This is a genomic window from Kitasatospora azatica KCTC 9699, from assembly GCF_000744785.1.
GTDB classification, from domain to species: domain Bacteria; phylum Actinomycetota; class Actinomycetes; order Streptomycetales; family Streptomycetaceae; genus Kitasatospora; species Kitasatospora azatica.
This window is the reverse complement of record NZ_JQMO01000002.1, coordinates 200,254-216,989: the sequence shown is the minus strand read 5'-3', so window position 1 is coordinate 216,989 and position 16,736 is coordinate 200,254. Positions and strand designations below refer to the sequence as shown.

Genomic DNA, 16,736 nt, shown 5'->3' with positions numbered 1-16,736 from the left:
GTCAAGGGCAGGCGGTCACGGGAAGGCGGTCATCGGAGGGCGGTCACGGGAAGGGATGCGGATTGATCGTCAGCTCTTCGTACGTCAATGCGCGTTCGGTGCGCCCGAGTCGGTGCGGGACCTCCAGCAGGCGGGGCAGCCCCCGGGTGCGGTGGTTGACGTGGCCGAAGGTCATCGGCAGGGAGCCGGGCACGACGACCTTCGCGCTGTGCAGGCCGAGCCGCTCGCGCACGCCGGGCTCGTCCTGGCGCACCGCGATCACCTCGAGGCCCTGTTCGGCCAGCCGCCCGACGGTCCGCGCGAGGAGCGCGGTCAGATCCCGTACCGGCTCCGGCGCCCCCGGCCACGCCTCGCGCCACTCCAGCTCCGGCGTCTCGGCGAACAGGAACTCCAGCCGTGGCTGGGCCTCGGGAAGGGTGTTCAGGCCGACGTGGTCGTCCAGGCCGCGGACCAGCTCCGGCTGGGTCAGCATCGGGCGCAACCGATCGGGCGCGTAGGGGCGTTCGGCGGACTGCGCGCGCCGGGCGGACGCGTGGACGGTGGTGACGACCTCGACCACCGCCGACCGGATGGCACTGCGCGGGTCGTGGTGGGCCCCGGCGGCGAGGAAGGCCCGCGGGGCGTCCGGATGGGACCCCTGGTACTGGCAGACGGCGACCACGGCCGGGATGCCGAAGTCGTTGGTGGCGTCGAGCAGCAGCAGCCGGTAGCCGAGCAGCGCCGTGCGGTCGGCGAGCCCGAGCAGTTCGGGATCGTCGGCGGGCAGCGCTATCCGGCGCAGCGGTGTCACGGTGTACCAGGCCATCAGGAACGCGTCGCGCTCGGCCACCTCGAAGAGGCCGTACAGCACGGCCTCCTCAGGGCTGTTGCCGAGGCCGCAGCCGTTGGAGCACTCGTAGACGACCTGTGGCCGGTCCGGGTCCGGCACCTCCCAGTAGGCGACGTGCTCGGGCACCGCGAGCGGCCGGGCCGCGGTCAGCGACCAGCCGTGCACCCAGTCGAGCTCCAGTTGGGGGGTGTAGGCGACGGAGCGGGCGGCCGGGTGTCCGTGGTAGCGGGGGTCGGGCAGGCCGAGGCGCTGCGGGTCCACGGCGCGGTCGGCGCCCAACTGCTCGAAGGAGGCGCGCAGTACGGTCCGACGGCCGGTCGGTCGCATTCCGGTGAGCCGCTCCACACCCTCGAACAGGGCCACGCGTTCGCTGCTCTCGAAGTCGGCCGCCCGACCGTAACCGCCGTCGTCCAGCGGGCGGCCGTCCGTGACGTAGGCGCTGGTCAGGCTGAACGCCGAGTCCTCGGTGCGGACCACGCGGCGCACCGGACCGAAGCGCTCGTCGTGCAGGGCGGCGCGCAGGTCGGCGGCGCCGGTACGGGAGTTCGGCCCGCGCAGCACGGCCGGATCGGGCAACCGGCGAGGGGCCAGCGGCAGTTCGGCGGCCAGCGCACTGTCCGGTGGCAGCGGTGCGCAGACCGCGCAGCCGCCCACCGGCCGGACCTGGTGGGTCGACCAGGTGGCCCGACCGCTGTGGACCAGGTGAACGGTGGCGCCGGCCCCGGAGTTCGACGGGTCCGGCGGTGCTGCGAGCAGCTCGGCGGCCAGCGCCGCTACGGCTTCCTCCAGCGTGGGCGCGACCAGACCGGCCAGCGCCAACCGCGGGCTGTGCCAGGGAACTCGACCGCCGGCGGTGGCCAGCCGCTGGTACTCGACGCAGCACAGGCAGGCCGCCGCGCCCGGCCGCAGCACCGGGCCGACCACGGTCAGCGCGGCGTCGCAGCGCACCGGTACCTGGAGCACCGGGTGGGTGAGCGCGTGGCGGCTCAACTGCTCGGCCAGGCCGAGACTCCACTCCTCCAGCAGGACGACGGCCGAGCCGGTGGTGGCGGCCAGCGCGGCCGCGCCGCTGAGGACGGGCAGTGGCCGGCTCATCGGGCGGCTCCGCCGGGTGTGCTGAGGACGGTGAAGCCGCAGGCGAGCAGCGCTGCTGCCAGGGCGCGATTTTCCGGGTCGGCCGCCTCCCGGAGCGGGGTGGCGCGCAGGTCGGCCTCCAGGTGCAGGCCGGCCTCTCGGTGCATGCCGGTCTCTCGGCGCAGGGCGGCGAGCAGGGCGGGCTCGCGGGTGGCGATGCCGGCCAGCCAACCCGTCGTCCAGCCCTCGTCCTCCCAGCCAGTGAGCACCAGTCCGGCGACCGCGAGTGCGGCTGATGCCCCGCTGGGCACAGATAACTGACGGAACGTCATATCAGCGCTGACGGTCCGTGCCACCGCCCCCAGCGCCGCGAAGGCGGCCGCATCGCCGGGCGTCGCCTCGACCGCACGGCTCAGTGGGCGGCTCAGCCGGTGGCCGGCCACGTGCACGGTGGCGCAGTGCGCCCCGGACCCGAGCCGCTCGACACTCAACTCTGCTGGTCTGTGGAGACGTTCGGTGAGCGTGCGCCACCAGTGCCGAGCCTGCGGGTGGTCGGCCCAGGAACGGGCGGGTAGCCGCTCGCCGCCCGCGCGTGACGCCGCCCGCCGTAGCGCGCGACCCCGGGCGTGCTCGGGGGTCGCACCGACCGCAACGTCGAACTCCTCCTCGCTCAGCCGGAGTTCGGCAGCCCGGCAGACCGCGTCCAGCCGGGCCAGATCGGTACGTGCGCCGGCCGCGAGGAGCGTGCCCCCGGGGATCGGGCAGCCGACCAGCGCGACGGGCAACTGCGGCAGCACACCGGGCAGCGGCGGAGGAAGCACGCCGAGCCGCTCGTCCCCGAGGGCGGCGACCCGGCGCAGTGCCTGCGCCAGCGTGTCCGGCGGAGCGAGCGGCGCGGGGTGGTCCTGGTTCTGCTCCGAGCCGGGTAGCCGCGGGCCGAGCCAGGCGTGGTACTCGGCGCGCAGCGGATCGGCGTCGGCGACCAGCACCGAAGGCCGGCCCGGAAGACCCAGGCGGTCGTCACCCTCACTCGCGGGATCGGGCAGTCCACCGACGGCGCACACCAGCCGCTGGGCGGCAGCCCCCGCGACCAGGGCGGTCAGCGCGGCTGGTGCACTCGACCCGTCCCCGGCCGCCCGGCCCAGTCGGGCGGCCAGCGCCGTGGCGTCCGCAGTGACCTGCTCGGGGGTGCCCGGTGCCGTGACGAAGCCACCGTCACCCGACATCCTGGCCGCGACCGCCACCGACCGGCCTGGTCCGCCCGTCGGCCCGAGCAGGACGAGCAGCCCGGCGGGCCCGCTGGTGGCGAGGGGTGCCGCGACGGAGGGTGTGGCCCCCGCGCGGTGCAGTGCCCGGGCGGCGGCCTGGGCGAACGGGCTCGTCGGATCGGCGCACAGCACCTGCGGGTGTGCCGCGGCGATGGCCGCGGCCGCCGCCGCGGGGTGCCGCGAGAGGGCGTGCAACCACCGCGACGCGGGCTCGGCCCGGTCGACCAGCAGGTCGTGGGCGTGCAAGTGGCCGATCAGGGCGTTCAGGGCGGTACGTAGCGGCGAGCCGGCCGGTGCCCGCACGGTCAGGGCGGTGTGGTCGCCGGTGCGCAGCGCCTCCTCCAGCAACTGCCACAGTGCGGGCAGTGCGCGACTGCCCTCCAGGGTCACGCTGGATCGCCAACCCCGCAGGTGCAACCCGTCGCGCAGCGGCGTGACGCCGACGCCCGGTCGCAGCTGACACCGCACCAGCCCGCCGAGCGCGTCCGGGACCGGATCGCTCGCGGCCGTGGCCGAATCGAGTGCGGCGGTCACGAGGCCGTCTCCACAGCCTCGACGACCTCGTCGAGCCGTTCGCGCCAGCGGTGCCCGGTGAGCGCCGGGACGGCCTGGACGACCAGGTACGCGGCCAGGTAGCGCTCCACCGGCCGGACGTCGCAGACCGTGAACAGTCGGTACAGGCCGTTGGTGCAGGCGCGGTGGATCAGGTAGTCGGGGTGGCTGAACATCGACCCCTGCGGGTCGGACCGGCGCAGCAGTTGGTGGAACTCGCTGTACCGGGTGCGGATTTCGGGGCTCCAGCGCTCCAGCTGGCCGGGATCCCCGGTGGCGGCCGCCCGCTCGCGGTACTCCGCCGGGTGCCCGGACAGGTCGGCCCCGGCGTCGAGCCGACGTCGCGTCAGCCGCCAGGCGTCCGCCGACCACTGGGCCCACGGCCGCTCGCGTTCGAGCAGTTCGCCGCCGGCGATCCGTCCGACCAGGGCGGTCACTGCCGCCCGGGAGTCCTGCCAGCGCTGCTCGAAGCTCTGCCGCAGCCGTCCGTCCGGGTCCTCGTGCACCAGGAAGTCCTCCAGGTGGGAGACGTACGAGTAGTGCCCGCCCACCAGCGAGCCCGGGTGCGCGGCGGCGTGCGCGGCGAGCGCCGACACCAGCAGCTGGAGCCGGGCGGCCGTGCCGTCCCCGTGCTCGCCCAGAAAGTTCGAGCCGGCGCGCAGGGCGGGCAGCCCCAGCTGCAGCAGGTCGTCGCGGAGCACGGCGCCGTCCGCGCCCAGCAGGGCGCGCAGGGCGGTGCGGTCGACGCATTCGATCCGGACCGTGTTGTCGGGCACAACCGGCCCGTAGGGCGGGGCGATCAGCTCGACGCGGCCCGCCTGCGCGGCTTCGGCGAGCAACTCGGCCTCGCTGCGGTCACTGCGCGAGGGGTGCACGGACAGCCAGCCGCGGACGGCGGCCGCGCTTTTCGCGGCGGCCGCGACCACCTGCGCGGGCGCCGGGACCACGTCTTCGGCTGCCGGGGCCACCTGCTCGGGCGGGCCGTCGATCCGCAGTCGCAGGTGTGGACCGTGCAGCCAGTGCCGCTCCACGTGCACCCTCAGACCCTGCTCCGCATACCATTCGGCGAGCGGCAGGACCGCCTCGCGCAGCAGCGGGCCCTTGACCGGCTGGTGGTAGTAGGTGACGACGTCACGGGCGGTCGTGTCGGACACGGGTGCCTCCTGCTCGGGTCGGTCGTCGGGTCGGTCGTCCGTCGTCCGTCGTCCGTCGTCCGGTCGGTCGTCCGGTCGGTCGGTCGGTCGTCCGGTCGGTCGTCCGGTCGGTCGTCGGGTCGGTCGGTCGTCGGGTCGTCGTCCGGCGTCATCGGGCCCGTCCGGCGCGGTAGGCCTCCACCACCAGCTCGACGGCCCGGGTGGGTCCGGGCCGCCCTCCGGGCGCGGGCAGCGCTTCCTCCAGCACCGCTCCGGCCGGGTGCCGGGCCAGCCACCGGCTCAGGCAGCGCAGGTGCAGGGCACTGCCGAGGTCGACGAACTGTGGCTTGGGCTGACGCAGTTGGGCGAGCAGCTGGTCCGCGGTCCAGTCCGCCGCGGTGGTCGGGGCCGGGCGCAGGAAGAGCTGCTCGGGCAGGCCGAGCAGGGCGCGCCAGCGGGCCACGGTCGCCACCGGGACCTCCCGGTCGGCGGCGAGCTCGGCACCGAGCACCCCGAGCACCTCGGCGGGCAGCTGCCAGCGGCGCCGGTGCAGCACCAGGTGGCGGTAGGTCAGCCGGGGTGTGCGGACCACCTGGCCGCCGGGCGCCGGCAGCGCGCGGTGGGGGAGCAGCGGGCGGAAGTCGACGACGCCGTGCGGGTGGTCGCTGAGCAGCGGGGCCAGTCGGCGCGGCAGCATGACGGGGGCCAGGAAGCCCGCGTACAGCACATCGAGCAGCTCGCCGGTGGCACGTAGCCGGAACCGGAGCTGGTCGCCGGCCTCGTCGTGGACCAGGTCCACATCGGACTCGCCGATCGAGGCCCAGCGTCGGTCGGGGCCGATCTCGTCGGGTACCAACAGCGGATGGAGGTTGGCGTTGAACCCGCCCACCGGGCGGACCTGGGCGGCGCGCGCGCCAGGTCCGAGACCCCGGCGAACCTGCCGGGCCACCTCGGTGGTGGCGGCGGGATCCAGCGCGTCCAGAAAGCGGCTGCTGAATCGGCCCCAGCCGCCGTACACGTGGTTGACGCAGAGCAGCTCGCTGCCCGGGTCGAGGTCGCGCTGGACGAAGTACGAGTAGCTGAGCGGGCGTTCGACGACCCAGCCGGGCAGCCGCGCACCGAGCCCCCGGACCAGCCCGGCAGGCAGCACGATGTCGCGCATCCCACCGTCGGCGTGGTCCGTACGGTCCGCGCCGGCTACGGCGGCCAGCACGGACGCCCGCAGTTCGGCCAGCTCCGCCAGGCCGCTGGGGAGTGGCTGCGGCGGAGCGAGAGCCGCCACCCGCCAGGCCTGTTCCCAGGCAGCGGCCACCTCGGCGCCGAACTCCCACACGTTCGGGCAGCAGCCGCCGGGCCCGTAGCGGGCCACGAAGCGGTCGCGGACGGCGCGGCGCAGCACCTGGCCGAGGTCGAACAGCTCGGCGAGCGGCGTCAGTTCGCAGAGCGCCTCGGTGTCCGCAGGGGACAGCTGCCCGTCCAGCCGCAGCGGGGTCGGTGCCACCACGTCCTCGGACAGCACGGTCAGCGGTGCGCCCCGCTCCGGGACCGGGCTGCCCGCCGCACCCAGCACGTCGGTCCAGCGGGTCGCAAGGTCGGCGAGCACGGCCGGGCGTCGGTCGGCAGCGGTCCGGGCGAACCGCGCGGTGCGCCGGGCGATCTCGTCGATCTGCTCGGCCAGTCGGGCGTCCTCGGGCCAGGCTCGCAGCCACCGCGCCAGCTGGGACAGCGGCTGCGCACTCTGCGGATCCAACGGCTCGCAGGGAACCAGCAGTTCGGCCTCGGCCAGCCGAGCGAGGAAAGCGGCGGCAGCCGGCGCATTCGCCGGGCCGCCGAGTGCGGAACTCAGTCGCAGCGTCAACTCGTCCAAGACGACCGGAGGTTGGCACTGCGCGGTGACGAAGGAGAGCGGCCCGCCAGCGGTCAGGGCGACCTCGTCCTCGGTGGTGATGAGGTAGCGACCACCGGCGAAAACCGGTCGGCTGCGGGCGTAGGTCGCACGGCCGTCGCTGATCCGCGCGGTACTGGTCATCCGGTGCGGGAGGTCGGCGCGCCGGCGCGGGGAGTCCAGCAGGGCCTGGCTGAGCGCGGCGACCAGCGTCCGGTTGGCCTCGACCAGCGAGGTCGGCGTTCCCAGCGCCAGGTCGTCGGGCGGTCGCCAGGGGCCGGACGATCCGGCGGGCAGCGCGCCCCAGCCGACGGCGGTGAACCACGAGAACGGACTCGTCTTGGTGCTGGCCCGCAGGGCGTAACGCAGCACCCCGGGCTCCTCCTTGCGTGCCTTGCGGTCGACGGCGCCGGCCCCCGCGCGCTCGACGGCGCGCAGCAGGTCGGAGCTGGTCAGAGCCACTGACTGAGCCAGCGCGGGTTCTCGGCAGAGCGCCGCGAGCGCACGGCGTTCGGCGGCCACCGCGGCCGGGGCGGTGCGGTCGGCTTCGGCGAGCAACTCGGTGTGCAGGCGGCGGAGCGTCAGCCAGGCGGCGAGCTCGGGCACCCGCTCGGGCAGGTCGCCGAGGCGCTGCAACAGCGCGGGCCGGGGCTCGCGGGCGTTGTGCAGTGAACGGCGAAGCGGCAGCACCACCTCGCGGTGGAAGGTCTGCGGGTGCCCGTCCCGGCTGGCGTAGAGCGCGTCGCCGAGCGCGGGGCCCAGCTCGGTCAGGTCTGTCACCAGCCGGGTCAGCCGGGCCAGTTCGGCACGGAAGGCGGCGGCCTGCGGGTGCTCGGCGGGGTGGTGCAGCACGGTGGCCCGGACCAGGGCGTACGGCGCGCAACTCACGGCGTAGCCGCCGTTCGGGCTCTCGGTCACGACACCCTCCCCTCCCAAGTCCATCCGCCGCTCCGGGCACCCGGGGCGCACGTCGGTGACGTGCGCCCCGGATACGGCGGTCAGCTCGCCGCCGGCCAGTCACGCGCCTCGGTCAGGCGACGACGGGCACCTGCGGCTGGGCACAGGACGAGGACCCCTGGCAGGAGCTGGAACCCCAGGACGCCCCACCCTCGGGCAGGGCGGCGGTGTCACGCATCGAGGTGACGGTGAGGTCGCTCAGGTCGAGGTCCTGGAGCTCGAAGTTCGGGTTGTCGGTGGTACCGGTGGCGTCGGACATGGTGATCTCCTGTCGTCGGAAACGCTGGACGGAGTGCAATCCGGGTCGAGCCGATCAGGCGCCGATCGACTGCCGACTCTAGGCCCGGCCGGCGTGGCCACCGCTCCCGAAGTCGCCTGGTACGGCTACTACATGAGTGACCATCAGACACTTCGCCAGGTTCCAGGACCACCGGGGGGCGAAATTCCGGGGATACGACGGGTCTGACTCAGGAACGCGGAAGGTGCTGGTCGAGACGAAGCTCAACCAGCACCTTTCCGGAGCCCGTGGGCCCACAGCCGGCCGTCCGGCGGCTCAGTCCTTCGAGCGTGGGGACTGCTCGGACCGCTCGCCCGGCTGCGTCTGCCGAGCCTTCTCGGGGTCGGCCGCCAGCATGCGGCGGACCTGGTCGAGGAGCGCGCTCGCGTCCGGTTCGGGGCCGGACCGGCCGGCGGGCTCGTCGGCGCCGCGGAGCGCGTCGACGATCTCCTTGAACTGGTCGTCCCAGTCGTTCTGGTAGACCTGCTCGTGCTCCTCGGTGCCGCCCCGCTGGCGCAGGCCGAGGGTGCGGTCGACCACCTTGCCGATGAGTGCGGTCATTCCGAACGAGAAGAGTCCGAGCACCAGCACGGCCACCAGCTGCTTGCCCAGCAGGTCCCAGCCGCCGCCGTACAGCAGGCCCTTCTTGCCGGTCATCGCGCCGGTTGCCGCGAGGCCGACCATCACCATGCCGAACAGGCCGCCCCAGCCGTGGATGCCGACCACGTCCAGGGTGTCGTCCACACCGAAGCGGTACTTCCAGCTGATCGCGAACGCGCAGGTCAGACCGGCCAGGAAGCCGATGATGACGGACCACATCATGCTCACGCCGCCGGCCAGCGGGGTCGTCGCGACCATGCCGGTGACCGCGCCCATCGACATGTCGAGCAGCCCGACCTTGCGGGTGCGCAGGTAGACGGTCACCGCCCAGCCGGCCATCGCGGCGCCGGCCGCGAGCTGGGTGTTCATCACGCCCATCGCCGCGGCTCCCGGCGTGCCCAGCGAGGAGCCGGTGTTGAAGCCGAACCAGCCGAACCAGAGCAGCGCGAGGCCGATCACGACCAGCGGCAGGTTGTGCGGACGGATCTTCGTACGCTCGAAGTCCTGCCGCTTGCCCGCCACCAGCGCCAGGGCCAGTCCGGCCGCTCCGGAGCTCAGTTCGACGACCGTGCCACCCGAGAAGTCGACCGCGCCGACCTGCTTGCTGACCCAGCCGTCGGGCGAGAACACCCAGTGCGCCATCGGGATGTAGACCAGCAGGGTCCAGGCGCCGACGAAGGCCATCCAGCCCTTCATCGTGGCGCGCCCGGCGACCGAACCGCTGATCAGGGCGACGGTCACGATGGCGAACGACATGTGGAAGACCGAGAAGATGACGGTGGGGACGCCGTCGGTGGTGCTGTTCATGCCGACCCCGGACATGAACAGGTGGTCCAGTCCGCCGATCAGCCCCTTACCGCCGGCGTCCGTACCGAACGCGAGGGTGTAGCCGACCGAGAACCAGATGATGGTCACGATGACCAGGCAGAGGAAGCACATCTTGAGCATCGCGATGACCTGACTGGTCTTCACCATGCCGCCGTAGAAGAACGCCAGCCCGGGTGCCATCAACAGCACCATGGCGGCGGCCATCATCAGCCAGGCCGAGTTGCCGCTGTCCTGGATGTTCGCAGCCAGAGTGTCCGCGGCCAGGGCTTTCGCAGCCAGCATCCCGGCTGCCAGAGCGGAAGTCACTTCTCGCTCTCCCGTCGCTCCAGCACCTCGCGCAGGTCGGCGAGCAGCTGATGGTCGGCAGCCGCGAGGTCGGCCTCCTGCCCGGCCGCGCCGCCCGCGCCGACCGTCACCGGAACCCGGGCCCGGACCAGGCGCGCCCGGATCTCGGCGATGGTCTCGTCGTCGTAGGCCAGCTCCTCCTCCTGGCCGGGAACGTGCTCGTACTCCTCGTCGGCGCGGAAGCCGACGGTCTTCTCGATCACCTTGGCGATCAGCCAGGTGGCCGTGAAGGAGAACACGGCGCAGGCGACCACCGCGACGGCCTGACGCCAGAGCAGATCGGCGCCGCCGCCGTAGAACAGGCCCTTCTTGCCGCTCATCTGGACGGTGGCGAACAGGCCGATGGCCACCGTGCCGACGATGCCGCCGAAGCCGTGCACGCCGACCACGTCCAGGGTGTCGTCGTAGCCCATCTTGTACTTGAAGTTGATCGCGAAGGCGCAGACCACACCGGCGATGAAGCCGACGGCCAGCGCGCCCATCGGGGAGATCTCACCGCAGGACGGGGTGATCGCCACCATGCCGGCCACGGCGGCACCGGCGACGCCGAGCATCTCGACGTGTCCGAGCTTCCACTTCTCGATCAGCGGCCAGCCCACCATCGCACCGGCGGCGGCGAGTTGGGTGTTGAAGAAGGCCATCGGGGCGGTGCCGCCGGTCTGCAGCGCGGAACCGGCGTTGAAGCCGAACCAGCCGAACCAGAGCAGCGCGAGACCGATCACGACCAGCGGCAGGTTGTGCGGACGGATGGTCTCCCGCTCGAAGTCCTTGCGCTTGCGCACCACGATCGCCACGGCGAGGCCGGCCGCACCGGAGTTGATCTCGACCGGGAGGCCACCCGCGAAGTCGAGCGCCCCCAGGTGTGCGGTGACCCAGCCGTCCGGGGCGAACACCCAGTGCGCCAGCGGCACGTACACCAGCAGCGTCCAGGCGACCACGAACCAGAGCCAGCCGCGCATGGTGGCCCGACCCGCGATGGACCCGCTGATCAGCGCCACGGTGATGATGGCGAACGCCATCTGGAAGCCGGAGAAGATGACGGTGGGGATGCCGGTGGAGCCCCAGAGGCTGGTCATCCCCACGTCGTGCATCATCCAGTGCTCGGGGGTGCCGATCAGGCCCAGGCCGCCGACGTCCTTGCCGAAGGCCAGGCTGTACCCGACGGCCAGCCACAGCAGGGTGACCAGGGCCAGGCAGACGAAGCTCATCTTGAGCATGACCAGGACGTGTTTGGTCTTGACCATGCCGCCGTAGAAGAAGGCGAGGCCGGGGGTCATCAGCAGGACCATGGCGGTGCTCGCCATGAGCCAGGCGGTGTTGCCCGTATCGAGGGTGGTAGGCATCCGAGGTCTCTCTGGATCGGGTCACCGTGCCCGGTCGGCATGGTGACGGCTCGTCAGGAATGGTCAGGATCTGCGCATCGCCGGTGCGGGTGCGCCGATCAGGAGTCGGCGCACGGCGTCCCAGGCGCGGTGTGCCGCCGCCGTGACGGCGGGGGAGTCGCTGCCCAGCACCCGGAGCCAGGCTCCGCAGTCCCCTGGCAGCACGCTCACGCCGTACAGCAGCCCGCTGCTCGCCAGCGCGCCGTGCAGCGTGTCGGCGATCGCGGTGGCGGGAGCGAGCGGGCTGACGGCGTAGAAGGTGGACACCAGGTCGTGGCCGGCCAGCACGGCCGGGCCGGTGACGCCGGAGCCGCCGGGCTCCAGCCGTACCGTGTCCAGCGCGAGGAGCCGGCCGTCGGGGCGGCGCCACTCCAGGTCGGAGGCGAACACCTGGTAGGCGTTGCGCTCGCCGTGCGCGATCCGGCCGGCCGACACGGTCTCCGAGGCGAGCACGGTGGCCGAGGGCGCGACCGTGATCACGGTGCGCTGGTAGCACCGTGAGTCGCGGTGGGGGATGATCGGTTCGGGCAGGTACTCGACGTAACTGCCCTCTGCTGCCGTCAGGTTGACCAACTGGGTCGCGTAGTCGGCATCCATTCGGTGGATCTTGGTGGCGGCCTGGGTGGTGAGGTGGACGGCGGTGTCCGGGCCGCAGTGCAGGTCGAGGCGCAGCCGGTCGGCCTGGACAATCCCGCCGCCGGTGGACATCAGGTAGGTGATCGCCAGGTCGGGCCGGGCCGGGTCGAAGTACAGCGGCCGCATGATCTGCAGCGGGGACTTCTGGTAGCGGGTGACGAGTTCGGTGCGCCGGCCTGTCTCCGTGGGCCGGCCGATCCGCTCGAAGCCCAGCTCCAGCAGCCCGATCTTCCCCGGCCGGCCCACCCCCAGCGTGTCGGGCCGACCGGCGTGCCGGAGCACCACGGCCGGGACGCGGTCCGGCTCGTAGTGCGCGGGAGTCAGTCGGTGCGCCGGGCTCGGCCGGTGTGACGGGCCCGGTCGGTGCGCGGTGGCGGCGGTCGTCATGCCGGGACCCTGCGGTAGGACTCCAGCAGGTCCGCGACCCGCTCCAGGCCCTCGCCGGTCAGGCTGTTGGTGAGCACCACCGGCTTGCCCTCGCGGACCCGGTCGGCGTCGGAGGCCATCACCTCCAGGTCGCAGCGCACGTACTGGGCGATGTCGACCTTGTTGATGACCAGGACGTCCGAATCGGTGATGCCCGGGCCGCGCTTGCGCGGCATCTTCTCGCCCTCGGCGGTGTCCAGCACGAAGAAGAACATGTCGACCAGCACGGGGCTGAAGGTCAGCGTGAGGTTGTCGCCACCCGACTCGTACAGCAGGGTGTCGATCTCCGGGAACCGCTCCAGCAGTTCGGCCCCCGCCGCCAGGTTCATCGTCGGGTCGTCCCGAACGGCGGTGTGCGGACACGCGCCCGTCTCCACCCCCACCACCCAGGCGGGGTCCAGCACCCCGGCCAGGTTGCGCCGGACGTGCTGGGCGTCCTCCTGGGTGTAGATGTCGTTGGTGATGACCGCCGGGCGGTGTCCCCGCGCGATGAGCACCGGTACCAGCGCCTCGATCAGCGCGGTCTTCCCGGAGCCCACCGGTCCGGCGATGCCCACCCGCAGCACGTGGTCCGTCATGTCTCAGCCCTCTACTCTTCCTGGCCGGCCTATTCCTAGCTGGCGAACATCCGGGCCTCGGCCCGTTCATGGCGACCTGACATGGCGTCAGCCACTGGGGTGCAGCCGCCCAGGTCCGCCAACTGCCGTTCCAGCGCGCCCGCCGTGACCTCGGCGATCACCGGCGCGAGCGCCCGCAGCGTGGTCTGGGCGCGCCGGTGGTCGGTCAGGCGCAGCCGCAGGCCGGCCCCGACGAAGCTGACCGCGAAGGCGAACAGGTCGCTCGCCACCGCCTGTTCGGTCGGCACGCCGCCGGCCGCGTACGCCACACCGGCGGCGACCGCCTGGCAGCCGGGTGACCGCCGGGCCGTCACCAGCTCCGCGTAGCGGTCCAACGCCTCGCCGCCCAGCGCCAGATGGGCGGTGTCCAGCATCTGCCGTCCGGTCCGGGTGGAGGCCAGCCGCAGCTCGCGGTTGAGCTTGCTCGCATGCAGGCGCTCGTCGACCTCGACCACGGCGTCCCAGTCCTCGACCACGGCCGCCCGGTGGGCCAGGGCGAGCGCGGTGGCGTCCGCCGGGCCGACCGAGTGCCGCAGCAGGTCGGCCAGCAGCGCCGGCAGGAGGTCGGCGTCGACCTGCTTGGCCTGCGCATAGCCTTCGAGGCCGTGCGAGAGGGTGTAGAGGCCGCTGGGGAAGGCCGAATCGGTGAGCTGGAGGCTGACCAGCAGCGAATCCAGGGAGGGGGTTGCGGCGGAGGGGGTTGCGGCCGGGATCCCGATCGTGTCCGCGGTCATGTTCCCGGTCATGCGAGGTAGAAGAGCTGGTTGAGCGGGAGGGTCCGGGCCGGCTCGATGGTGGCCGGCACCCCGTCGAGGGTGACCCGGTAGAGCTCCGGGTCGACCTCGATCCGCGGCGTGGCGTCGTTGCGCACCATGTGCTGCTTCCCGACCGTGCGGCAGTTGCGCACCGGCAACACCCTGCTGTCGAGGCCGAGTTCGGCCGGCACCCCGCGATCCACCGCGGCCTGCGACATGAACGAGACCCGGGTGGCCTGCCGGGCCCGGCCGAGCGCGCCGTACATCGGGCGGTAGTAGATCGGCTGGGTGGTGGGCAGCGAGGCGTTGGGGTCGCCCATCAGCGCCCAGTTGATCATGCCGCCCTTGATCACCAACTTGGGCTTGGCGCCGAAGGAGTTGATCGGCCAGAGCACGATGTCCGCGAGCTTGCCCGGTTCCAACGAGCCGATGTAGTCCGAAGTGCCGGACGCTATCGCCGGGTTGATGGTCAGCTTGGCCAGGTAGCGCAGCACCCGGAAGTTGTCGTTGCGCTCGCTGTCGCCGTCCAACCTGCCACGCTGGTCCTTGCAGTGGTGGGCGGTCTGGAAGGCCCGCGCGAAGGACTCGCCGATCCGGCCCATCGCCTGCGAGTCCGAGGAGAAGATGCTGATCACGCCCTCGTCGTGGAGCACGGTCTCGGCCGCCACGGTCTCGGCGCGGACCCGGGACTCCGCGAAGGAGACGTCCTCGGGGATGTCGTGGCTGAGGTGGTGGCAGACCATCACCATGTCGAGCAGCTCGTCGATCGAGTTGACGGTGTAGGGCAGGGTCGGATTGGTCGACGAGGGAAGGACGTTGGGCTCGCCCGCGATCCGCATGATGTCGGGGGCGTGGCCACCGCCCGCGCCCTCGGTGTGGAAGGTGTGGATGGTCCGGCCGTCGATCGCCGACAGGGTGTCCTCGTAGAAGCCGGACTCGTTGAGGGTGTCGGTGTGGATCGCGACCTGCACGTCGTACTCGTCGGCCACCCTGAGCGCGGTGTCGACGGCGGCGGGCGTCGTGCCCCAGTCCTCGTGCACCTTCAGCCCGCACACGCCCGCCTCGACCTGCTCGCGCAGGGCCTCGGGCAGCGAGGCGTTGCCCTTGCCCAGCAGGCCGACGTTCACCGGGAGGTCCTCCACGGCCTGGTACATCCGGCCGATGTTCCACGGCCCCGGCGTACAGGTCGTGCCGTTGGTCCCGTCGGACGGGCCGGTGCCGCCGCCGATCAGCGTGGTGATCCCGTTGGTCAGGCCCTCCTGGACCTGCTGCGGGGCGATGAAGTGGATGTGGGTGTCGATGCCGCCGGCGGTGGCGATCAGATGCTCGCCGGAGATCACCTCGGTGCCGGGACCGATGACCAGCTTGGGGTCCACCCCGCTCTGCAGGCGGGGGTTGCCGGCCTTGCCGACGGCGGTGATGAAGCCGTCCTTGACGCCGATGTCGCCCTTGACGATGCCGAGCACCGGGTCCATCACCACCACGTTGGTGATCACCAGGTCCAACGCACCCTGCAGCGAGGTCGCGGCCGGGTCCTGGGCCATGCCGTCCCGGATGCCCTTGCCGCCGCCGTAGACGGCCTCGTCGCCGTAGTGCCCCTGGTTGAAGTCCTTCTCGATCTCCACGACGAGGTTGGTGTCGGCGAGTTGAAAGCGGTCTCCGATCGTGGGGCCGAAGAGGTCGGTGTACTGCCTGCGCGGGATGATCGCCATCAGAGTTCGCCGCCCTCGTTCTCGCACCGGGCGCCCTTGAAGCCTCGCTCGACGGCCCGGCGCAGCGCCTTGACCCGGGTGTCGGCGGAGCCGAGGCCGCCGTCCACCAGGCCGCTGAAGCCGATCAACCGCCGGTGTCCGGCGTAGGCGGCGAGGTCCACCTCGCGGGTGTCGCCCGGCTCGAAGCGGATGCCGGTGCCGGCGGGCAGGTCCAGGTGCATGCCGAACGCCCGGTTGCGGTCGAAGTCCAGCGCGCGGTTGACCTCGAAGAAGTGGTAGTGCGAGCCGACCTGCACGGCCCGGTCGCCCGTGTTGCTCACCACCAGACGTACCTTCGCCCGGCCGGTGTTGATCTCGACCGGTTCCGTTCCGTACAGGTACGCGGGTCTGCCTGACATGGCGTCTCTCTCTCGTGCAACGGTGGGGGGCCGCTCGGGGGTCGGCGGGCGGGCGGGCTGGCTGGCTGGCTGGCTGGCGGCTGCGGCGGCTTGGCGGCGTCAGTGGTGGGCGTGCAGGCGGTGCTCGTGGCTGTGGTGATCGCTGTGGCCGACCGACGGCTGCGTCCCGTGCGCTCCGTGCGTGTCATGCGAGTCGTGCGGGCCGTGCGAGTGCGCGTGACCGTGGCCGTGCGCGGCATCGAGTCCGGCCGCGATGCCGTCCTGCCCCTGGCTCAGCCGGTGCAGCGCCTGCGCCACGCGGGCCCGGAGCACCCCCGCGACGGCCGACGTGCTGAGCAGGTGGCCGCCGTCCTCGGCGCCCGCCACCGGCCGGGCCGCCACCGGCCGGGCCGCCGCCGGACCGAAGGCCGCCGGCAGCATGACCACCCGCCGGGCGCCGAGGTCACGGCAGCGCCGGACGCCCTCGGCGAGGCCCGGATCTCCGCCGTCGAAGGCCACCTCCACCCACCGGTGCGAGCCGTGCTGCCGGACCAGCCGCGCGATCCGGAAGAGCTCGGCGTCCTCGAACGGTCCGGCAGCCGGCGCGGTGACCAGCACCGCGGAGTCCTCGGGCCGGGCGTCGGCCACCCGGCCGGCCGCGGCCCGCAGCCAGCCGACGAGATGCGTCGCGCTGCCGAAGGGCTCGGTGAGCGCGATCCTCCCCTGGGGACCCGGCCCGGCCGCCCAGCGCAGCGCCCGCGCGGTGTCGGCGACCAGCTGGGGATCCCGGCCCAAGGTCATCGGCACGACGCAGACCGGCAGGTCCGTCCAGGCCAACGCCTCGCTGACCGCGAGCGTCAGTTCCCGACCCACGCCGACCGCGCGCAGGGCGTGCCCGCCCTCGACCAAGGGACGCAGTGCGCTCGCATCGCCGCCTTCGTGCCCGCCGACCAGGACGAGCGTCGCTGTGCCGCTGCGCCCCCGATCATTGCTGCCCGCCCGGTGGTTGCCGCGTGCTTGGCCGTCGCTCTGCGCCCGACTGGTGCTGTGCGCTTGGCCGATACTGCGCCCGAAAGCCGTCAT

The 16,736-nt window shown here is 72.9% G+C and carries 13 protein-coding genes; all 13 read right to left on the bottom strand.

Features of this window, described 5'->3' with window-relative positions; genetic code table 11:
• Positions 1–43 precede the first annotated feature (43 nt).
• Positions 44–1,924: a TOMM precursor leader peptide-binding protein gene (locus tag BR98_RS01595; protein ID WP_035839237.1), complete on the bottom strand. Its 1,881-nt coding sequence runs from the start codon at positions 1,922–1,924 to the stop codon at positions 44–46.
• Positions 1,921–3,705 carry a hypothetical protein gene (locus BR98_RS01590; RefSeq protein WP_035839234.1) on the bottom strand — a complete coding sequence of 595 codons (1,785 nt, stop codon included), beginning with the start codon at positions 3,703–3,705 and terminating at the stop codon, positions 1,921–1,923. Before BR98_RS01590 ends, BR98_RS01595 begins: the two co-directional genes overlap by 4 nt.
• On the bottom strand, positions 3,702–4,877 hold the full coding sequence (locus BR98_RS01585; RefSeq protein WP_035839231.1) for a lantibiotic dehydratase C-terminal domain-containing protein: 1,176 nt from the start codon (positions 4,875–4,877) through the stop codon (positions 3,702–3,704). Before BR98_RS01585 ends, BR98_RS01590 begins: the two co-directional genes overlap by 4 nt.
• Before the next feature lie 148 nt (positions 4,878–5,025).
• Positions 5,026–7,659 carry a lantibiotic dehydratase gene (locus BR98_RS01580; RefSeq protein WP_051969185.1) on the bottom strand — a complete coding sequence of 878 codons (2,634 nt, stop codon included), beginning with the start codon at positions 7,657–7,659 and terminating at the stop codon, positions 5,026–5,028.
• A gap of 112 nt (positions 7,660–7,771) precedes the next feature.
• Positions 7,772–7,957, bottom strand: a complete 186-nt coding sequence (locus BR98_RS01575) for a thiazolylpeptide-type bacteriocin (protein WP_035839228.1) — start codon at positions 7,955–7,957, stop codon at positions 7,772–7,774.
• A gap of 294 nt (positions 7,958–8,251) precedes the next feature.
• Positions 8,252–9,709, bottom strand: coding sequence for an ammonium transporter (locus BR98_RS01570; RefSeq protein ID WP_232247196.1), 1,458 nt, complete (start codon positions 9,707–9,709; stop codon positions 8,252–8,254).
• Positions 9,706–11,091: an ammonium transporter gene (locus BR98_RS01565; protein WP_035839226.1), complete on the bottom strand. Its 1,386-nt coding sequence runs from the start codon at positions 11,089–11,091 to the stop codon at positions 9,706–9,708. Before BR98_RS01565 ends, BR98_RS01570 begins: the two co-directional genes overlap by 4 nt.
• Positions 11,092–11,154: 63 nt before the next feature.
• Complete coding sequence (locus tag BR98_RS01560; RefSeq protein ID WP_051969183.1) at positions 11,155–12,153, bottom strand: urease accessory protein UreD; 999 nt, start codon at positions 12,151–12,153, stop codon at positions 11,155–11,157.
• Entirely contained in the window at positions 12,150–12,770 is a 621-nt protein-coding gene (ureG, locus tag BR98_RS01555) for an urease accessory protein UreG (protein WP_035839224.1), read from the bottom strand. The genes BR98_RS01560 and ureG overlap by 4 nt, the downstream gene beginning before the upstream one ends.
• Before the next feature lie 35 nt (positions 12,771–12,805).
• Positions 12,806–13,555 (bottom strand): urease accessory protein UreF, encoded by a 750-nt coding sequence (locus BR98_RS01550; RefSeq protein ID WP_083975851.1) that lies wholly within the window; start codon positions 13,553–13,555, stop codon positions 12,806–12,808.
• Positions 13,552–15,276 (bottom strand): urease subunit alpha, encoded by a 1,725-nt coding sequence (gene ureC / locus BR98_RS01545; RefSeq protein WP_035839222.1) that lies wholly within the window; start codon positions 15,274–15,276, stop codon positions 13,552–13,554. Before ureC ends, BR98_RS01550 begins: the two co-directional genes overlap by 4 nt.
• Complete coding sequence (locus tag BR98_RS01540) at positions 15,276–15,674, bottom strand: urease subunit beta (RefSeq protein ID WP_035839220.1); 399 nt, start codon at positions 15,672–15,674, stop codon at positions 15,276–15,278. Before BR98_RS01540 ends, ureC begins: the two co-directional genes overlap by 1 nt.
• Positions 15,675–15,773: 99 nt before the next feature.
• The gene (locus BR98_RS01535; RefSeq protein WP_198042099.1) at positions 15,774–16,736 is read right to left on the bottom strand and encodes a sirohydrochlorin chelatase; all 963 of its coding nucleotides are present in this window, start codon (positions 16,734–16,736) and stop codon (positions 15,774–15,776) included.